Genomic DNA, 18,934 nt, shown 5'->3' on the forward strand with positions numbered 1-18,934 from the left:
AGTCATCTCCCAAGTCGGTTCGGGTGGGTTGTTCGGGTTGTTCGGTGATGCCTCGAGATTCGCTCCGCACAGGGGTCCGGGTCGTCGTACGGCCAGCGGCAGTGCGGGTACCTCACGGGGAGTACTCGGGGGTGCCGGCGCTGCTCCGGCGGGGGCGCGGGCGGCCGTGGTTGCGGCTTCGGACGGCGTCGCGGCACGGGCTCGACTTCTGTAACTACTAGTATGTACAGTGAGGGCATGAGCACCTCGGACACCTCGGACCGACTGATCGAGTCCACCCGTGAACTGCTGTGGGAGCGCGGTTACGTGGGCACCAGCCCCAAGGCGATCCTCGAGCGCGCGGGCGCCGGGCAGGGCAGCATGTACCACCACTTCAAGGGCAAGCCGGATCTCGCCCTGGCCGCGATCCGGCGGACCGCCGAGGAGATGCGGGCTACCGCCGAGGGAGTACTCGACGGCCCGGGATCGCCGTACCAGCGCATCGAGGCGTATCTGCGGCGCGAGCGCGAGGTGCTGCGCGGCTGTCCGATCGGGCGGCTGACGATGGACCCGGACGTGATGGCGAGCGACGAGCTGCGCGCGCCGGTGGACGAAACGCTCGACTGGCTGCGGGAACGGCTCGCCGGGATCGTCGAGGAGGGCAAGGAGCAGGGCCGGTTCGCGTCCGGACTGGTCGGCGAGGAGGTCGCGGCGACGATCGTCGCGACGGTCCAGGGCGGCTACGTCCTCGCTCGCGCCTCCGGGTCGCCCGCCGCCTTCGACGTCGGTGTCCGAGGCCTACTCGCCCTTCTCTCACCGCGCTAGTCACTCGCACCGCTGGAAGGCGGCCCGATGCATGCGATGCAGTACGCCGTCACCCTGCCCGCCGACTACGACATGGAGATCGTCCGCCGACGCGTCGCGACCAAGGGGCACTTGCTCGACGCCTGGGAGGGCCTGCGACTCAAGGCGTACCTGGTGCGCGAGCGGGGCGCACACGGGTCACCGGTCAATCAGTACGCCCCGTTCTACCTCTGGAACACCCTCGCCGGTATGAACGCCTTCTTGTGGACAGGCCCGTTCCAGGGCATCGTCGACGACTTCGGCCGCCCGTCGGTGCGCCAGTGGGCCGGGCTGGCGTACGAGGAGGGCGTCGCGGCCCGCTCCCGCGCGCGGGTGGCGGTACTGCGCCGCCGACAGGTGCCTGACGGGGCGCTGTTGAGTGACTTCATGGCCGACGCGGCGCGCGAGTCCGGGCGGTTGGCCGGTGAGGACGGCGCGATCCTCTCGGCTTCCGCCGTGGACACGAGCCGTTGGGAGGTGATCCACTTCTCCCTCCGGGAGAACCATCCGCCCGAGGCCGACGGCGACGTGTACGAGGTGCTGCGCATCTGCGCACCGGGGCGCGGCCGTTCACCGGGCTGACGAGAGAAGGCGAAGACATGGCACTGGAGATGCGCGATCGCTGTGAGCGCTGCGAGACGGCGGCGCTGCCGCTCGACGCGGCTGCCCGTATCTGCTCGTACGAGTGCACCTTCTGTGTGGCGTGCAGTGACGAGATGCGGGACGTCTGTCCCAACTGCGGTGGCGAGCTGGTCTCGAGACCTCGCCGATCATGATGCCCTGACAAGGAGGCCCCCATGCCCTTCGTCCGCATCGACGCGCTCGGCTCGGACCCCGGCCGCCTCGACGCCCTGGGCCGTGCCGTGCACGACGCCTTGGTGGAGGCGATCGGGATTCCGCCCGACGACCGGTTCCAGGTGCTGACCGGGCACGACGGCAACCGAAGCACGCTTCGGTACGACGACGCCTACCTCGGCATTCGCCGGGACGACGGCTTGGTGTACGTCACGATCACGATGCGCTCCGGTCGGACTCCCGAGCAGAAGCAGGCGCTGTACCGGCGAATCGCCGAACTCACCCACGCCTACGCGGGGACCGAGCCGCGCAACGTGTTCGTCAATCTGCTCGAGAACGAGCCCGCCGACTGGTCCTTCGGCGAGGGAGTGGCGCAGTACGCGCAGTCGCCCGCCCCGGCGGACGCGCCCGTTCCCAGCGGGCCGGTGCCGACGCCGCCGGAGGGCTAGGGGGTGTTTCGAAAGTCCCGCACAGCACCCACGGCGCCCGGCACGCACCCTCGCCGCACCGGCCAAAGGCCCAAGTACGTCCAGTACGAGGGCCTTCGTCCGGCACGCCGAGGGCACGCACCGGACACCGCGGGCACCGCACGAGACTTTCGAAACACCCCCTAGAGCCTGCTGTCGTCCAGTCGGCCGATGTGGGCGACGTTCCCCCGGTCCTCGGCGTCGGTGCTCGCCTTCGCCGCGAACCAGGCGTCGAGGATCTCCTTGAGCAGGGGCTGCGAGGTGAGCCGCAGGCTCAGGGCGAGGACATTGGCGTCGTTCCAGCGGCGGGCGCCGTCCGCGGTGTAGGCGTCCGTGCACAGGGCCGCCCGTACGCCCGGCACCTTGTTCGCGGCGATCGACGCGCCCGTGCCGGTCCAGCAGCACACGACCGCCTGGTCCGCCGTCCCGGCGGCGACCTCGCGGGCGGCGGCCTCCGAGCAGGGGGCCCACTGGCTGTTGTCGCCGGGGCTCAGCGCGCCGTGGGCGACGACCTCGTGGCCGCGCTCGCGCAGTTCGGCGACGAGGAGGCGGGCCACGGGCTCGTCCATGTCCGAGGAGACGGAGATCCGCATGGGTCGAGCCTACCGCCAGGCGGGGAGGGGCCCCAGGTGGCATCACGGCCTTGCGGCGGCACCGCCTCCGAGGACGGTCGAACGTCGCTCACGCCCGTGGGGGAAACTGGATTCCCGGGCGGCTGCCGGCCGGCCTACGTGAGCGCGCCGAGCGGGTCGTCCAGGACCGGCTGCCAGGCCAACTCGGCGGCGCCCACCAGGCTGTTGTGGTCCAGGGTGCACGCGAGGATCGGGACGCCGCCGCTCTGCCCCCACAGGCTGCGGTCGGCGACGACCGCGCGCAGGCGTTCGGGGTCGGCGTCGAGCAGGGTGCGGTGCAGGCCGCCGAGGATGATCCGGTCCGGGTTGAGGATGTTGACCAGGCCGGCCAGCCCGAGGCCGAGGCGGTCGATGAGGGCCTCGGTGGCGGTGCGGACCGTCGGGTCGTCGTACTGGCTGCGGATCAGGTCGATGGCCTGCTTGAGCAGGGACACCTCGGGTCCGGGAGCGCGGCCCGCCGCCGTCAGGAAGGCCAGCGGATCGGCCTCGACGTCCAGGCAGCCGCGGCTGCCGCAGTGACAGGGTCTGCCCTCGGGGTTGACCGTGAGGTGGCCGACCTCCAGGGCCAGACCCGAACTGCCGGTGTGCAGACGGCCGTCCAGCACCAGCGCGCCGCCGACGCCCCGGTGACCGGTGGCCACGCACAGCAGGTCACGGGCGCCGCGTCCGGCGCCGTGCCGGTGCTCGGCGAGCGCGGCGAGGTTGACGTCGTTGGCGGCGAAGGCGGGTCCGGTGATGCCGGCCGCGCGCACGCACTCCGTGAAGATACGGCGGACGGGGGCACCCACGGGCCACGCGAGGTGCAGCGGGTTGAGCGCGAGGCCGTCCGGTTCGGCGACCGCGGACGGCACGGCGAGTCCGGCGCCGACACAGCGCCGGCCCGTCTCGCGCAGCAGGGCGGCGCCCGCTTCGACGACCGACCCGAGGACTTTCGCGGGGTCCGCGTCCACGGTCTCGCAGCCGGGCGCGGTGGCGACGATACGGCCGCCGAGGCCGACCAGCGCGGCCCGGAATCCGTCGGCGTGCACCTGCGCGGCGAGGACGACCGGGCCGTCCTCGGCGACCGCCAGCCGGTGCGAGGGCCGTCCCTGGGAGCCGGCCGCGGCGCCGGGCCGGGCATCCACCCTGATCAGACCGAGCGCCTCCAGCTCGGCGGCGACCGCTCCGGCCGTGGCCCGGGTGACCCCGAGCTCGGCGGTCAGGACGGCACGGGTGGGGGCGCGTCCGGTGTGCACGAGCTCGAGCGCGGGTCCGAGCGCACCGCGCCCCCGGTCCAACCGCGCCCTCGAGGTGGTCCCTTCCCCCGCCGTCCGGGGGTCCGCCTTGCCACTCATGAGGGGGAGTCTCCCATGATCCGCAGATGCCATGGCCTACAGGCCGCTCACTCTGAGCGTGATGTTCAACCGCCCGGTCAGCCCCAACTCCGGCGGAGCCGTGCCCGGCTGCACCCTGGGCACACCGTGGTGAGCGAGCCGTGCGGGGCCGCCGAACACGAACAGATCGCCGCTGCGCAGTTCGACGTCCGTGTACGGCCGGGTCCGGGTCTCGGTGTTGCCGAAGCGGAAGACGCAGGTGTCGCCGAGGCTCAGGGACACCACGGGGGCCGGGGACCTCTCGTCGCTGTCGCGGTGCATGCCCATGTGCGCGTCGCCGTCGTAGAAGTTGATCAGTGCGATGTCGTACGGCTCGTCCCCCGCCTCGCCGAGCGCGTCCCGTACGGCGCGCCGGCCCAGCTCGCCGAGCCAGTCGGGGAACGGTTTCACCGGGGCGCCGTCGCCGTCGACGACCGTGGGGGCGTAGCCGTACGGGTACCAGTGCCGGCCCAGGCAGACCTGCCGGGCGGTCATCGTGCCGCCGCCGGGTGTGCGGACCGTGCGCAGGCCGGCCGGCGGGCGCGCCCATTCACGGCAGGCCCGCAGCAGCTCGCGCCGGCGTCCGGCGTCCAGCCAGTCGGGCACGTGCACAGCGCCCGGCGTGACCTCGGTGCGTGACCGGGGGAACAGCTCGGCGTCCATGCCTCCCATCCTCCCCCACCGTCCGTGAGCTGCGGCTCGTGCGGGCCCGGCCCTGTGGTCGCTTAGCCTTGACGCACGATGAACGACCGGATGACGACGCCCTGGGCCGAGCTCGCGCTGGCCCGTTTCCCCGAGGACCCGCGTGACAGGCTGCGTGCCTGGGACGCCTCCGACGAGTACCTCCTCAGGCACCTCGCCGAGCGGGAGGTCCCGCTGTCCGGCACGGTCGTGGTCGTCGGTGACCGCTGGGGTGCCCTGGTCACGGCGCTGGCGGCGCACCGGCCGACGCAGATCACGGACTCGTACCTGACGCAGGAGGCCACCCGGGCCAACCTCGCCCGGCAGGGCGTCGAGCCCGGCGCGGTCCGGCTGCTCACGACACAGGACCCGCCGCCGGACCGGATCGACGTGCTTCTCGTGCGGGTGCCGAAGAGCCTTGCGCTGCTGGAGGACCAGTTGCTGCGGCTGGCGCCCGCGGTGCACGAGGGCACGGTCGTGGTCGGCACCGGCATGGTGAAGGAGATCCACACCTCCACGCTCCAGCTGTTCGAGCGGATCATCGGCCCGACCCGCACCTCTCTCGCGGAGCGGAAAGCCCGGTTGATCTTCTGCACGCCCCAGCCGTCGCCGGCCCGGCCCGCCAACCCATGGCCGTACACCTACACCCTCCCCGACGGGATCGGCGCCGCCTCGGGTCGTACGGTCGTCAATCACGCGGGGGTGTTCTGCGCCGAGCGGCTCGACATCGGCACGAGGTTCTTCCTGGGGCATCTGCCGGGCGGCGGTGGCCACCGGCGGGTGGTGGACCTCGGGTGCGGCAACGGTGTCGTCGGTACGGCAGTGGCGCTGGCGAACCCGGACGCCGAGGTGCTGTTCGTGGACGAGTCGTTCCAGGCCGTGGCGTCGGCGGAGGCGACGTACAAGGCGAACGGGGTGGCCGGGCAGGCCGAGTTCCGGGTCGGCGACGGCATGGCGGGTGTGCCGGCCGGCAGCGTCGACCTGGTGCTCAACAATCCGCCGTTCCACTCCCATCAGGCGACGACCGACGCGACGGCCTGGCGGATGTTCACGGGAGCGCGGCGCGCGCTGAAGCCGGGCGGTGAGCTGTGGGTGATCGGCAACCGGCATCTCGGCTACCACGTGAAGCTGCGGCGGCTGTTCGGCAACAGCCGCCTGGTCGCCAGTGACCCGAAGTTCGTGGTGCTGGCGGCGGTCAAGAAGTAGCGGTCCCCAGCACCGCGATGATGCGGGCCACCGCTTGCACCATCGCCTCGCGGCCCACGCTGAGGTATGTGCGGGAGTCGACCGCGTCGGGGTTCGCCGCGAGGAATTCCCGGATCGCGCCCGTCATGGCGACGTTGAGGGCCGTGCCGACGTTGACCTTGGCGATGCCGCCCGCGACGGCCGCGGTGAGCTCGTCGTCGGGGACGCCGGAGGAGCCGTGCAGGACGAGGGGGACGTCCAGGGCGGCAAAGAGGCGCTTGAGGAGATTGTGGTCGAGGGTCGCGGTGCGGGTCGTCATGGCGTGCGAGCTGCCGATGGCCACCGCGAGGGCGTCCACACCGGAGTCGGCGACGAAGGCGTGCGCCTCCGCGGGGTCCGTCCGCGCGCCGGGGGCGTGGGCGTCGAGCGGCGACTCACCGTTCTTGCCGCCGAGCCGCCCCAACTCCGCCTCGATCCACAGCCCTTGGGCGTGCGCCCAGTCGGCGGCGGCCTTCGTCGCGGCGAGGTTGTCCAGGTAGGGCAGGCGTGCCGCGTCGTACATCACGGAGCTGAATCCGACGCCCGGCGCCTGGCGCAGCAGGTCGTCGCTCTGGACGTGGTCGAGGTGCAGGGCGACGGGGACGGTGGCACGTTCCGCGGCGGCGACGGCCGCGCGCGCGAGCGGCATCAGCCGCCCGTAGCGGAACTTGACGGCGTTCTCGCTGACCTGGAGGACGACGGGCGAACCCACCGACTCCGCGCCGGCGATGACCGCCTCGATGTGCTCCAGAGTGATGACGTTGAAGGCGGCGACTGCGGAACGGGTGGCGGCGGCGCCGGCGATGAGCTCGCCGGTGGTCACGAGGGGCACGGCCTGTCCTTTCAAGCACGCGAAGGGTGCGCGTCTCAAGCACGCGAAGGGGCGCGTCAGGGGGCGAGGATCACCGAGCGGGTGAGGTGGCGCGGGGTGTCGGGGTCGAGGCCGCGGGCCGCGGCGACGGAGACGGCGAGCCGCTGGGCGCGGACCAGTTCGGCGAGAGGGTCGAGGCGGCCCTCGATCCACAACCCGCCGGTGGCGCGCACCTGTTCGGCGAGCCCCTCGGGTGCCGGGCCGAACATCCAGGTCGCGGTTCCGCTCGTGGTGATGCTGATCGGGCCGTGCCGGTACTCCATCGCCGGATAGGCCTCGGTCCAGGACAGCGAGGCCTCGCGCATCTTCAGTCCGGCCTCGTTGGCCAGTCCGACCGTCCAGCCGCGGCCGAGGAAGGTGAACTGGGTGCAGTCCACGAGCCCCTCGGGCAGGTCCTCGGTGAGCGCGGTGCGGGCGTCGGCCACAGCCGCGTCGGTGTGCAGCCCGAGGTGGGCGCGGAGCAGGGTGAGGGCGGTGGTCGCGAAGCGGGTCTGCACGACGGATCGTTCGTCCGCGTAGTCGAGCACGACCACCTCGTCCGCGCCCGTCATGACGGGCGTGTCCGGGTCGGCGGTGATCGCCGTGGTGCGCGTGCGTCCCTTCAACCGTCCCAGCACGTCGAGTACTTCGGTGGTGGTGCCGGAGCGCGTGAGGGCGAGGACCCGGTCGTAGGAGCGGCCGTGCGGGAACTCCGAGGCGGCGAAGGCGTCGGTCTCTCCCTGGGCCGACCCCTCGCGCAGTGCGGCGTAGGCCTGCGCCATGAAGTACGAGGTCCCGCAGCCGACGACCGCGACCCGCTCCCCCGCGACCGGAAGCAGCCCGCCGGCTCCGGCGGCCTGCTCCGCGGCGCGCGTCCAGCACTCCGGCTGGCTGTTGAGCTCGTCCTCGACATGCGTCATGCCGCCACCCTCCCGGCCCCCATGCAGCCTGAATGATTGTTCTTGCAAGATATAGCGTCTTTTCGAGCAGAATCAAGCATGACTGGCTGAAAGGGGTGCGCTAAGGTCGCCAGGAGATCGAGCAATGGAGGCCGGATGTCGCGCGACGCCCGCTGGAAGTCGCTGCTGGAGCTGCTCGTCGAGCGGGGCCGGCTGGACGTCGAGGAGGCGGCGGCCGAGCTGGGGGTGTCGGCGGCGACGATCCGACGTGACTTCGATCAGCTCGCCGAACAGCAGATGCTGGTCCGCACACGGGGCGGGGCGGTCGTGCACGGGGTGTCCTACGAACTGCCGCTGCGCTACAAGACCGCCCGGCGCGCCTCCGAGAAACAGCGCATCGCCAAGGCGGTCGCGGACCTCGTGGCGCCCGGCGAGGCGGTGGGGCTGACCGGCGGCACGACGACCACCGAGGTCGCGCGGGCCCTGGCCGTACGCGGGGACCTGGGGTCCGGCTCGCCCGCGCTGACCGTCGTCACGAACGCACTCAACATCGCCAACGAGCTCGCCGTGCGACCCCAGTTCAAGATCGTGGTCACCGGTGGGGTCGCGCGCCCCCAGTCGTACGAGCTCATCGGACCGCTCGCGGACGGGGTGCTGGCCCAGATCACGATCGATGTGGCCGTACTCGGCGTCGTCGCCTTCGACGTCACGCACGGCGCCGCGGCGCATGACGAGGCGGAGGCGGCGATCAACCGGCTGCTGTGCGAACGGGCCGAGCGAGTCATCGTGGCCGCCGACTCCAGCAAGCTGGGGCAGCGGGCGTTCGCCCGGATCTGCGCGGTCGACGCGGTGAACACACTGGTCACGGACACGGCGGCCACGCCGGAGACGGTGCGGCGCTTCGAGGAGGCGGGGCTGAGGGTCATCACGGTCTGAGCCCCGGCGGAGCCGACCCGCGGTCACCTGCGCCGGGCTGACGCCGGTCCGCGAGCGGTGCTCGACGGGGGGCGAGCCGTGGTCCGCCCCGGCCGGCATCGGTCAGGTCTGAGCCCTGGTCCTCGCCTGACGACGATCGCCGAGCCCCAGCACGCGCGGGAGTGCACCGGCCGGCCGATCCGAACCCCCGCCGGGCCGCACCGGCAGGGCCCCGGCGCCGATCCCGGCCGCCCCGACCCCCGATTCCCCCTAGGCTGGGAGCGAAGCGCACGGTGGGGCGAGGAGGGTGCGATGAGCACGACACCGAGCGACCACGGCGTACCGGCGGGATCGCGCTATCTGCCCATCGCCGAGCACGGGCTGATCGGCGATCTGCGCAGTGTGGCGCTGGTCGGGACGGACGGCACGATCGACTGGTACTGCTGCTCCTCCTTCGACGCGCCGAGCGTCTTCGCCGCGATCCTGGACGCCGACAAGGGCGGATGCTTCGAGCTGGCGGCGGCGGTACCCGCGCGGACCAAGCAGTTCTACTTCCCGGACACCAACGTCCTGATCACCCGGTTCTTCACCGAGGACGGCGTCGGCGAGGTGCAGGACTTCATGCCGGTCGGCGGCGACGCGGTGGAGACCGAGCGGCATCGGCTGATCCGACGCGTGGTGTGCGTGCGCGGATCGATCCCCTTCCGGACCCGGGTCGCGCCCCGCTTCGACTACGGCGCCCGGCCGCACACGCTGCGCATGGTCGGCGATGTCGCCGTCTTCGAGTCCGCGAAGCTGACCCTGGGGCTGACCGCGACCGTGCCGCTGGAGGCCGACGGCCAGGATGCGCGGGCCGAGTTCAAACTCGCCGAGGGCGAGTCGGCGGTGTTCGCGCTGGACCAGGTCGGCGGGGACGTGACCCCCCGCCGGTGCGCGCGGGCCGAGGCCGAGGAGCAGTTCAACAGCACGGTGGCGTACTGGCGGCACTGGCTGTCCGCCTCCCGGTACCGGGGCCGCTGGCGGGAGATGGTGCACCGCTCCGCCCTCACCCTGAAGCTGCTCACCTACGCGCCCACCGGCGCCATCGTGGCGGCGCCGACCACGAGCCTGCCCGAGCGGGTCGGCGGCGAACGCAACTGGGACTACCGGTACGTCTGGGTACGCGACGCCGCCTTCTGCGTGTACGCGCTGCTGCGCCTGGGCTTCACCGGCGAGGCCGAGGCCTTCATGGACTTCGTCACCCGGCACATCACACCGGGCGACGGCAAGCCGTCGGGCCCGCTCCAGATCATGTACGGCATCGACGGCCGCAGCGATCTGCCCGAGCGGGAGCTGGACCACCTGGAGGGACACCTCGGTTCCGCACCGGTGCGGGTCGGCAACGCCGCCGCCGACCAGCTCCAACTCGACATCTACGGTGCCCTGATCGACTCGGTCTACCTCTACGACAAGTGGGCCAAGCCCGTCTCCAGCGACCAGTGGGAGGACGTGTGCGCGCTGGTGGACTGGGTGTGCGGGAACTGGGACCGGCCGGACGAGGGCATCTGGGAGACCCGCGGCGGACGCAAGAACTTCCTGTACTCGCGGCTGATGTGCTGGGTGGCGATCGAGCGGGCCATCCGCATGGCCAACCGGCGTGGGCTGCCCGCCGATCTCGAGCGCTGGAGGGAGAGCCGGGACACGATCTACCGGCGGATCATGAAGCGCGGATGGTCCGAGCGGCGTAACGCCTTCGTCCAGCACGAGGACGGTGACGTGCTGGACGCGGCCGTACTGATGATGCCGCTGACCAAGTTCATCGCGCCGACCGACCCCAAGTGGCTGTCCACCCTCGACGTGCTCACCGAGGAGCTGGTGTCCGACTCGCTGGTCTACCGCTACGACCCGCAGTCGAGCCCGGACGGACTGCACGGCGACGAGGGCACCTTCTCGATCTGCTCGTTCTGGTACGTCGAGGCGATGGTGCACGCCGGCCGGATCGACGAGGCACGCCTCGCCTTCGAGAAGATGCTGACGTACGCCAACCATCTGGGCCTGTACGCCGAGGAAATCAGCCACACCGGTGAGCAACAGGGCAATTTCCCGCAGGCGTTCACCCACCTCGCGCTGATCAGCGCGGCTTTCAACCTGGACCGCGCGCTCGGGTGAGGCGGGATCACGACGGTCACCCGCAAGACATCGAATTTAGGCGAGGCTAACCTAATACGGGTTCCCTCAACTCACCCGAAGGGCACCCCAGATGACTTCCGGCTCGATCTTCCCGTACGTCATGCCGACCCCCGAGATGCTGCCCGACGACACGACGGGGTGGACCCTCGATCCGGCCCGAGCGGCGCTCGTAGTCCTGAACTTACAGCGGCGCTTCGTGCGCGCGCTGGAGCAGCAGGGCGCCCCGATCCCCCAACTGCTCGCCAACACGGTCCGGTTGGTGAGCGTCGCCCATGCCGCGGGCGTCCCCGTCATCCACTCGGTGCCCGCCGGCGAGCGCGGAGCCGCCTCGTACGTACAGCAGTCCGGCGCCCCGGCGGACGGGGACGGCGAGGCGTTCGCCGCGCAGGTCGAACCGCGCACCGGGGACACGGTGCTCACCACTCGCAAGCACAGCGCCTTCGCCCGTACGCGGCTGGACAGCCGGCTGCGCGACCTGGAGCGGGACCAGGTCGTGATCACGGGGCTGTTCGCCCGGGTCGGTGTGCTGATGACGGCCGCTGACGCCTGGGTGCAGGACCTGGAGCCGTTCGTCGTCGCGGACGCCATCGCCGATCTCTCGGCCGGGAGCCATGAGTTCGCGCTCGAATGGGTCGCGGACACCTGCGGGACGGTGACGTCCACGGGACGTGTGCTGGAGGTCTTCGAACCGGCCGTGCCGGTGGCGACAGCGGCAGCGGTGTGAGCGGCGGCGGCGCGGCCGAGCACCTCGGGGCCCTGCCGGGCCCGGACTCACCTCAGTGCCCATGTCCCGGCGTCTCGGCATGTCCGGAGTCCTGCGCGTCCCCCGCTGTGGTCTCCTGCGCGGGCGCCGGCCCACCGGCCCGGACCGTGAACGCCGCGGTGTGCACCTTCCCGTCGTGCTTGAAGTCGAGGAACAGGCGGTAGGTGCCGCTGCTCGGCGCCGTGGCGGTGAACGAGATCCCGGGGCCGGGCTTCGTCGCGCCGTCGCCGGGCTCGCCGTTGGGGTGGACATGGAGGTGGGCGAGGTCACCGGAGCGCAGGGCGACCAGATGACCGTAGGCGCCGAGGTACGGCTGGAGGTCGGTAACGGGGCGGCCGTCTCGCGAGACGTTCAGCTTCAGCTCGCTCGCCCTGCCCGGGCGCAGGCCGCCGTCGAGACGGACGTCGTAGCCATGGATCTCGGCGGTGGAGCCCGGCGCGGGCAGCCGCTGCGGCTCGTAGCTACCCGCGGCCGCCAGGTCGGCGCCGAGGGTGAGGTTCTCGGCGTTCTTCTTCGCCGGGGTGAAGTCGGCGAAGACGCGGTATCCGCCGGCGCGGGGCAGCTCGACGGGGATGCTCCAGGTGCCGTCGGCGGCGCGGGTGGGGTGCAGATGGCGGTAGGTGACCAGGTCGCGTGAGGCCACGATGAGGTGCAGCTCCTTCTCGTGCTCGCGCTGGTACGCGGTGACGGCCCGGCCCCCGCTGTCGCGGATGACGAAGCTCAGGTCGGCCCGCTCCCGGGCCGCGACGCTCGGGGTCCGAAGGTCGAGGGTGTAGCCGCCCTCGGAGATCTGGAGCCCTCCGGCCGGCTTCGTCTCATTCCCGCCATGGTCGCCGTGGCCGGCGCCTCCTTCCGGCTTCGGCGCGGCCTCCGCGCTGTGGCTGTCGTGCCGGGCGGGCGCCGGGTCCTCGACGACGGGGTCGATGCCCTGTCCCACGCCGTAGGCGGTGCCGAAGGTCGCGGCCAGAGCGGCGGCGAACGCGCTGATCTTCAGTCCGGCATGCATGGCGATCTCCTGATCTCCGGTGGCCTCGATGCCGCTCACGATACCCCTGGGGGGTATTAAGTCAACCCCGATCCTGCCCCGATCCCAGCTTGCTTTCGGTACCCCCTAGGGGTATACAGGACCTCTGACCAATCATACCCCCACCCCGTATACCCCCACCGCCTGAACCGACCGGCCCCCGAACCCTCCGAGCCCGGCCGCACCTGGCGCGACCCCACCGCACGAGGAGCAGCGATGACCACCACCGCGCCCCACCCCGCCACCGAGGTAGAACTCGCCATCGGCGGCATGACCTGCGCCTCGTGCGCGGCGCGCATCGAGAAGAAGCTGAACCGCATGGACGGTGTGACCGCCACCGTCAACTACGCCACCGAGAAGGCGAGGGTCAGCCACACCGGCGAGGTCTCCGTCCAGGACCTGATCGCGACCGTCGAGGCGACCGGATACACCGCGCGCGAGCCCGCGCCGCCGGTCCCACGCAGCCAGGACGCCGGCGGACGCGACGGCGGGCACGAACGGGGCGACCGGGACGACCCGGGCGACGGCCTACGGCCGCTGAGGGAGCGGTTGATCACCGCCGTGACGCTCGCCGTGCCCGTCGTCGCGATGGCGATGATCCCGGCCCTTCAGTTCGAGTACTGGCAGTGGCTGTCGCTCACACTGGCGGCACCCGTCGTGACCTACGCCGCCTGGCCCTTCCACAAGGCGGCGTTCACCAATCTGCGGCACGGCGCGGCGACCATGGACACGCTGATCTCGGTCGGCACCTCGGTGGCGTTCCTGTGGTCCCTGTGGGCACTGTTCCTCGGCAGCGCGGGCGAACCCGGCATGACGCACCCCTTCGAGCTGACCATCGCCCGCGGCGACGGCTCGGGGAACATCTACCTGGAGGCGGCGGCCGGGGTGACCGCCTTCATCCTGGCCGGCCGTTACTTCGAGGCGCGCTCCAAGCGCAAGGCGGGCGCGGCGCTGAAGGCACTGCTGGAGCTGGGCGCCAAGGACGTCACGGTGCTGGGCGCCGATGGCACCGAACGTACCGTCGGTGTCACGGAGTTGAGGGTCGGTGACCGATTCCTCGTCCGTCCCGGCGAGAAGATCGCCACCGACGGGACCGTGGTCGAGGGCTCGTCGGCGGTGGACGCCTCGATGCTCACCGGTGAGTCCGTGCCGGTCGAGGTCGCCGAGGGTGACCCGGTCACCGGTGCCACGATCAACGCGGGCGGCCGTCTGGTGGTCGAGGCGACCCGGGTGGGTGCCGACACCCAACTCGCCCGGATGGCCCGGCTGGTGGAGGACGCGCAGAACGGCAAGGCCACGGCGCAGCGGCTCGCCGACCGCATCTCCGCCGTGTTCGTGCCGAGCGTGATCGCCCTCGCCCTGGGCACCCTCGGCTTCTGGCTCGGCAACGGCGTGGGTCTGGCGGCGTCGTTCACCGCCGCGGTGGCCGTACTGATCATCGCCTGCCCGTGCGCCCTGGGCCTGGCCACGCCGACGGCGCTGATGGTCGGCACGGGGCGGGGCGCCCAGCTCGGGATCCTGATCAAGGGCCCGGAGGTACTGGAGTCCACGCGCGAGGTCGACACGATCGTCCTCGACAAGACGGGCACGGTGACCACCGGCCGGATGACGCTGCTGGGCGTGCACACGGGCGAGGGCGCCGACGAAGCCGAGGTCCTGCGTCTCGCGGGCGCGTTGGAGCACTCCTCCGAGCACCCGATCGCCCGTGCCGTCGCCGACGGGGCGCTGGAGAGGCTGACGTCGTTGCCCACGCCCGAGGACTTCGCGAACGTGCCGGGTCTGGGGGTGCAGGGTGTGGTCGAAGGTCATGCCGTACTCGTGGGCCGGGAGCGGCTGTTGGCGGAGTGGGCCATCACACTGCCCGAGGAGCTGCGGCGCGCCCAGGCGGACGCCGAGGCGGCCGGGCGGACGGCTGTCGTGGTGGCGTGGGACGGTCGGGCGCGGGCCGTCCTGGAGGTCGCCGACGCGGTGAAGGAGACCAGCGCGGAGGCGATCGGGCGACTGCGCGCTCTCGGTCTCACCCCGATGCTGCTGACCGGTGACAACGCCGCCGTCGCCCACGCCGTCGCCCGCGAGGTCGGGATCGCACCCGAGGACGTCGTCGCCGAGGTGCTGCCGCAGGACAAGGCCGATGTCGTCAAGCGCCTCCAGAGCGAGGGCCGTTCGGTCGCGATGGTCGGTGACGGCGTCAACGACTCGGCCGCGCTCGCCCAGGCCGATCTGGGCCTGGCGATGGGCACCGGCACGGACGCCGCGATCGAGGCGGGTGACCTCACCCTGGTCCGCGGTGACCTGCGTGCCGCGGCCGACGCCATCAGGCTCGCCCGCAGGACGCTCGGCACCATCCGGTCGAATCTGTTCTGGGCCTTCGCCTACAACGTCGCCGCCCTGCCGCTCGCCGCGGCCGGACTGCTCAACCCGATGATCGCCGGCGCGGCCATGGCCTTCTCGTCGGCCTTCGTCGTCGGCAACTCGCTGCGGCTGCGGTCGTTCAGGGCGGCGGGCTGATCGCCCACCGAAGCGATCGGTCACCGAAGGCAGAAGAGGGGGTGCCGCCTCAGCGGCACCCCCTCCGTGCTGGTGCGGATGCTCTCAGCCGAAGGCCTTCACGGCCTGGTAGTAGGTCCAGGCCGTGCTGTTGCAGGCGGACTTCGACGCACCGCTGTAGCGCGCGCACACGCGCTTGAGGTCTTCGTAGAATGCGCTGTCGACGCGGGACTTGTTGGCGCTGAAGGCGCCCAGCGCCTTGTAGTTGCGGTAGCCGAAGTCGTGCCGGGCGCAGGACGTGGAGAACGGGAAGCCGAACGGGTTGTCGGGCGAGGAGGAGCAGTAGTCGGTGGACCAGTCGAAGGAGTAGGCGGACCAGGCGGACTGGTTGTTGCGGGCGGCGACCCAGGAGTTGTAGCTGGACGCGCTGGTCTGGGTCCAGCTCGCGAGGACTTGGGGCTTGTCCGCGGGGGCGGCCTCGGCGGCCGAGGCGGCGCCGAGGACGGTGCCGAGGGTCAAGGTCGAGGCGGTCAGTGCGGTGGCAAGTCTGCGGTGCATTCCACACCTCCATGAGACTGCGACCCGTCCGTCGGGTCGCAGGTTCATGACAAGATGATTGACGCGCCAACCAACCTTCACACCACATGTACCCCAATGCGCCCTTAACTCTTGGATGTTGCGGTGAGTCCGGCATGGCGCCTGCCATGCGCAGCGTGCCACCGCCCGCGGCCTCGCCCCCCTACCCCGGCCCGGTCAGCCCTTGGCCAGGAAGCGCCGCAGCCGGGTCAGCGGCCAGGTGTTGATCACATCGTCCTTGGTGAGCCAGCCGCGCTGGGCCGTGCCGACGCCGTAGCGCAGGTTGGCCAGGTGGATGGCGGCGTGGGCGTCGCTGTCGACGGCGAACCGCACACCGTGCCGCCGGGCCCGCAGGATGTCCTCGTCGCGCAGATCGAGCCGATCCGGGTGGGAGTTGATCTCCAGGGCGGTGCCGGTGCGGGCACATGCGGCGAAGACCGCGTCGAGATCGGCGTCGATGCCGGGGCGTTTACCGATGATGCGCGTGGTGGGGTGACCGATGATGTGGACGTGCGGGTTCTCGCAAGCCCGCACGATCCGCCGGGTGAGTGCCTCGCGTCCCTGGTTGAAGTGCGAGTGCACCGAGGCCACGCACAGGTCGAAGCCGGCGAGGAACTCGGCCGGCCAGTCCACCTCACCGTCGGGGCCGATGTTCAGCTCCGCGCCGTGCAGCACCCGCATGCCCCCGCGTCCGCCCCGTTTGCCGTACGTCCCGTCGAGCGCACGGACCTGCTCGCGCTGGGCGAGGATCCGTTCGTCGGTCATCCGCTGCATGGCCATGTCGGGTCCGTGGTCGGTGACGGCGTAGTAGGCGTAGCCGCGCTCGGCGGCGGCGGCGACCATCTCCTCCAGTGGGGCGAGCCCGTCGGTGAGGTCGGTGTGGGTGTGCAGATCGCCCCGGATGTCCGTCAGCTCGATCAGTTCGGGCAGCTCGCCGCGCAGTCCGGCCTCGATCTCACCCCGGTCCTCGCGCAGGGTCGGCGGAATCCAGGGCAGGCCGAGCCGGGCGTACACGTCCTCCTCGGTCTCGGAGACGATCTTCTTGCCGCTCTCGGCGTCGAAGAGGCCGTACTCCGACAGCTTGAGCTTCTTGTGGACGGCCATCTCCCGGGTCCGGATGTTGTGCGCCTTCGCCCCGGTGAAGTACTGCATGGCCGCGCCCCAGGAGTCCGGCGGGACGACGCGCAGGTCGACCTGGAGGCCCTTGCCCGTGCGCACCGATGTCTTCTTCTCGCCGTGCGCGATCACCTCGGAGACGTCCGGCAGCTCGGTGAAGGCCCGCATGAGCGGCGGCGCCTTCTTCGCGGCGACGAGGATGTCGATGTCGCCGATCGTCTCGCGCACCCGGCGCAGCGACCCGGCGTAGGAGCACCGCTCACAGCCGGTGACCTGCGACATCTCGGCGACGATGTCCTCGGCGAGGCTCATCGCGACATCGATCAGGACCCGGTCGCCGGAGGACTGGAGCAGGCCGATGCCGTGCAGGATGTTCTCCTCGGTCTTCGGCCCGAAGCCCTTCAGATCGCGCAGCCGTTCCTCGTGGATGGCGTCCGCCAGCTCGTCGGTCGTGGAGATGCCCAGTTCCTCGTAGAGGACCAGCGCCTTCTTCGGGCCGAGGGTGGGGATCGCGGTCAGCTGCCGGACGCCGGCGGGGATCTTCGCCCGCAGTTCCTCGACGGCCGAGACGCTGCCGTCGGCGAAGTACTCGACGACCTTCTCGGCGATGGACCTGCCGACGTTCGGGATCTCCTTCAGCCCCTTGACGTCGAGCTTGGACACGTCGGCGTGATGGCCGCCGATCGCCCGGGCGGCCTTCTCGTAGACGCGTACCTTGAACGCGTCCCCTCCGGTGATCGAGATCAGGTCCGCGTACTCCTGGAGCAGCGCGGCGACCTCGTCGTTGGGCCGAGCCACACCTCCAGGGTAGGCAGGACGGCTCCGGGTGGCGCGGTCCGGCGCCGCCGGGCACGGTTCTGTCAGGGGGCCTCGGGCACCCCCTGACGGCCGAGGGGCGTGGGCGGTGAGGTCGTGGCGCCGGGTCCGGGGAGCTGGGCCGGGAGCGGCGGGTGCGCCGGGGTGACACGTTCCTCGGTGAGGGCTCTGGTGATCCTGCGGGCCATGAGGGGGTCGGCCGGCAGGGTGTGGGCGGCGAACCAGCGGGCGGCGGCGGGGTCGGGCGACGGTTCGACGAACTCGGCACCCGCGTAGTCGTCGAGCGGCGGGTCGTAGACGTACCCCGTGACGACGCCATGGCTGACCAGGCGTTCGAGGAGCCGGTCGCGGTCGTGGACCAGGAGCGGCACCCGGAACAGGGACGGCGGCCCGTCGTGAGCCGTCCGGTCCCGCAGGGCCGGGGTGGCCCAGGTGGTGCCCGACAGCTGCAGGACACCGGCCCTGCGCCGGGCCAGGTCGCCGTCGAGCAGGGCCATCCGCAGCTCCAACTGCCCTCGGACCAGGGCGCCGTGGCGGGAGCGGAAGCCGTGCAGATCGACCCGGACCCAGGGCTCGTACGCGGCCAGGCTCGGTGCCTGACGGGCGCTGCCGGCGAGGCGGGGCGCGTGCAGGGCCATCCGGAAGTCCTCGCGTTCCAGCAGCTTCAGTTGCTGCATCGTGCGCCACACCGGGCGCACCAGGTGCAGCGTGCGTACGGCGGACCGTGCCAGTGGGCGCAGTGTCGTGGCGAGGTCGGCGTACAGGCGGCGGGGCGTCAGGAGGTCGTCGCGCAGCAGCTCCAGCTCGCGCCGGGTGCGGGCGTCCTCGACGACGAGGAAGCCGCCGGCCATCGCCGCCACATGCTTTGGACAGGCTGAACGCCGCGGCCTTCCCGAAGGTGCCGATCGGCTGTCCGTCCACATGGGTGCCGATGGCGTGCGCGGCGTCCTCGATGAGGGGGATGCCCAACGCATCGCAGCGGCGGCGCAGTTCGACGACGCGGTCCGGCAGGCCGTACAGGTTCGTGGTGAGCACGGCGTCGACGTTGCGCCAGGTCGACTCCGGTACGGCGGCCGGGTCGATGTTGCCGTCCCAGCGGGACACGGGGGCTTGTACGGGGCGCAGTCCGGCGGCGAGGACGACGAAGAGGATCACGTCGTCGTTCACCGGGGACATCAGCGCCCGTGCGCCCGGCCGGCACCAGCGCCGCAGCGCCAGGTACAGGGCGAGTCGGGCCGAGGGCGTGTAGACGCATTCGCGTCCGATGCGCCGTGTCATCATCGCGGCGAGCCGCGATCCGTACGGCATGGTCACCTCTTCCGTGGAAGGGTCCGAAGTCGGATTGC

General features: G+C 71.7%; 17 protein-coding genes and 1 pseudogene. 9 read left to right on the forward strand and 9 right to left on the reverse strand.

Going from position 1 to position 18,934, the window contains the following annotated elements; all coding sequences use genetic code 11:
- The first annotated feature begins 222 nt into the window (after positions 1 to 222).
- The 4 genes from ACHBTE_RS13025 to ACHBTE_RS13040 are packed head-to-tail and all read left to right on the forward strand — an operon-like array spanning position 223 to position 2,066.
- Positions 223 to 804, forward strand: a complete 582-nt coding sequence (locus tag ACHBTE_RS13025) for a TetR/AcrR family transcriptional regulator (RefSeq protein ID WP_394723900.1) — start codon at positions 223 to 225, stop codon at positions 802 to 804.
- A gap of 27 nt (positions 805 to 831) precedes the next feature.
- Positions 832 to 1,404, forward strand: coding sequence for a DUF4865 family protein (locus ACHBTE_RS13030; protein ID WP_394723901.1), 573 nt, complete (start codon positions 832 to 834; stop codon positions 1,402 to 1,404).
- Between the two features lie 17 nt (positions 1,405 to 1,421).
- A complete protein-coding gene (locus ACHBTE_RS13035) occupies positions 1,422 to 1,598 on the forward strand; it encodes a DUF1272 domain-containing protein (protein ID WP_394723902.1) in 177 nt (58 codons plus the stop codon).
- Positions 1,599 to 1,619: 21 nt separating this feature from the next.
- On the forward strand, positions 1,620 to 2,066 hold the full coding sequence (locus ACHBTE_RS13040) for a tautomerase family protein (RefSeq protein WP_394723903.1): 447 nt from the start codon (positions 1,620 to 1,622) through the stop codon (positions 2,064 to 2,066).
- Positions 2,067 to 2,227: 161 nt separating this feature from the next.
- Here ACHBTE_RS13040 and ACHBTE_RS13045 read toward each other — a convergent pair whose 3' ends face one another.
- The 3 genes from ACHBTE_RS13045 to ACHBTE_RS13055 all read right to left on the reverse strand — a co-directional run bounded on the left by ACHBTE_RS13045 (position 2,228) and on the right by ACHBTE_RS13055 (position 4,731).
- Positions 2,228 to 2,677 (reverse strand): RpiB/LacA/LacB family sugar-phosphate isomerase, encoded by a 450-nt coding sequence (locus ACHBTE_RS13045; protein WP_394723904.1) that lies wholly within the window; start codon positions 2,675 to 2,677, stop codon positions 2,228 to 2,230.
- Between the two features lie 134 nt (positions 2,678 to 2,811).
- The gene (locus ACHBTE_RS13050) at positions 2,812 to 4,050 is read right to left on the reverse strand and encodes an ROK family protein (protein WP_394723905.1); all 1,239 of its coding nucleotides are present in this window, start codon (positions 4,048 to 4,050) and stop codon (positions 2,812 to 2,814) included.
- A 36-nt stretch (positions 4,051 to 4,086) separates the two neighbouring features.
- On the reverse strand, positions 4,087 to 4,731 hold the full coding sequence (locus ACHBTE_RS13055) for an alpha-ketoglutarate-dependent dioxygenase AlkB family protein (protein WP_394723906.1): 645 nt from the start codon (positions 4,729 to 4,731) through the stop codon (positions 4,087 to 4,089).
- A gap of 90 nt (positions 4,732 to 4,821) precedes the next feature.
- Between ACHBTE_RS13055 and ACHBTE_RS13060 the strand changes: the two genes are divergently transcribed.
- On the forward strand, positions 4,822 to 5,955 hold the full coding sequence (locus ACHBTE_RS13060; RefSeq protein WP_394723943.1) for a methyltransferase: 1,134 nt from the start codon (positions 4,822 to 4,824) through the stop codon (positions 5,953 to 5,955).
- On the opposite strand, the gene ACHBTE_RS13065 is transcribed toward ACHBTE_RS13060, so the two are convergent.
- Positions 5,945 to 6,805 carry a ketose-bisphosphate aldolase gene (locus tag ACHBTE_RS13065; protein WP_394723907.1) on the reverse strand — a complete coding sequence of 287 codons (861 nt, stop codon included), beginning with the start codon at positions 6,803 to 6,805 and terminating at the stop codon, positions 5,945 to 5,947. The two genes, ACHBTE_RS13060 and ACHBTE_RS13065, sit on opposite strands and share 11 nt — an antisense overlap.
- Positions 6,806 to 6,861: 56 nt before the next feature.
- Positions 6,862 to 7,743, reverse strand: a complete 882-nt coding sequence (locus tag ACHBTE_RS13070) for an SIS domain-containing protein (RefSeq protein WP_394723908.1) — start codon at positions 7,741 to 7,743, stop codon at positions 6,862 to 6,864.
- Positions 7,744 to 7,878: 135 nt separating this feature from the next.
- On the opposite strand from ACHBTE_RS13070, the gene ACHBTE_RS13075 reads away from it, so the two are divergent.
- The 3 genes from ACHBTE_RS13075 (at position 7,879) to ACHBTE_RS13085 (ending at position 11,530) form a co-directional block, all read left to right on the forward strand.
- Complete coding sequence (locus ACHBTE_RS13075; RefSeq protein WP_394723909.1) at positions 7,879 to 8,658, forward strand: DeoR/GlpR family DNA-binding transcription regulator; 780 nt, start codon at positions 7,879 to 7,881, stop codon at positions 8,656 to 8,658.
- A gap of 291 nt (positions 8,659 to 8,949) precedes the next feature.
- Positions 8,950 to 10,785 (forward strand): glycoside hydrolase family 15 protein, encoded by a 1,836-nt coding sequence (locus ACHBTE_RS13080; RefSeq protein ID WP_394723910.1) that lies wholly within the window; start codon positions 8,950 to 8,952, stop codon positions 10,783 to 10,785.
- A 91-nt stretch (positions 10,786 to 10,876) separates the two neighbouring features.
- Complete coding sequence (locus ACHBTE_RS13085) at positions 10,877 to 11,530, forward strand: isochorismatase family protein (RefSeq protein WP_394723911.1); 654 nt, start codon at positions 10,877 to 10,879, stop codon at positions 11,528 to 11,530.
- Between the two features lie 52 nt (positions 11,531 to 11,582).
- On the opposite strand, the gene ACHBTE_RS13090 is transcribed toward ACHBTE_RS13085, so the two are convergent.
- A complete protein-coding gene (locus ACHBTE_RS13090) occupies positions 11,583 to 12,575 on the reverse strand; it encodes a hypothetical protein (protein WP_394723944.1) in 993 nt (330 codons plus the stop codon).
- Positions 12,576 to 12,809: 234 nt separating this feature from the next.
- On the opposite strand from ACHBTE_RS13090, the gene ACHBTE_RS13095 reads away from it, so the two are divergent.
- Positions 12,810 to 15,101, forward strand: coding sequence for a heavy metal translocating P-type ATPase (locus tag ACHBTE_RS13095; RefSeq protein ID WP_394723912.1), 2,292 nt, complete (start codon positions 12,810 to 12,812; stop codon positions 15,099 to 15,101).
- A gap of 84 nt (positions 15,102 to 15,185) precedes the next feature.
- Here ACHBTE_RS13095 and ACHBTE_RS13100 read toward each other — a convergent pair whose 3' ends face one another.
- The 3 genes and pseudogenes from ACHBTE_RS13100 to ACHBTE_RS13110 form a co-directional block, all read right to left on the reverse strand.
- Positions 15,186 to 15,638, reverse strand: coding sequence for a phospholipase (locus ACHBTE_RS13100; protein WP_394723913.1), 453 nt, complete (start codon positions 15,636 to 15,638; stop codon positions 15,186 to 15,188).
- Positions 15,639 to 15,833: 195 nt separating this feature from the next.
- Positions 15,834 to 17,570: a DNA polymerase/3'-5' exonuclease PolX gene (gene polX, locus ACHBTE_RS13105; protein WP_394723914.1), complete on the reverse strand. Its 1,737-nt coding sequence runs from the start codon at positions 17,568 to 17,570 to the stop codon at positions 15,834 to 15,836.
- Positions 17,571 to 17,632: 62 nt separating this feature from the next.
- Positions 17,633 to 18,896 (reverse strand): annotated as a pseudogene (locus ACHBTE_RS13110) (DegT/DnrJ/EryC1/StrS family aminotransferase).
- Between the last annotated feature and the right edge of the window lie 38 nt (positions 18,897 to 18,934).

The sequence above is a fragment of the Streptomyces sp. M41 genome, from assembly GCF_043673425.1.
Taxonomy (GTDB): domain Bacteria; phylum Actinomycetota; class Actinomycetes; order Streptomycetales; family Streptomycetaceae; genus Streptomyces.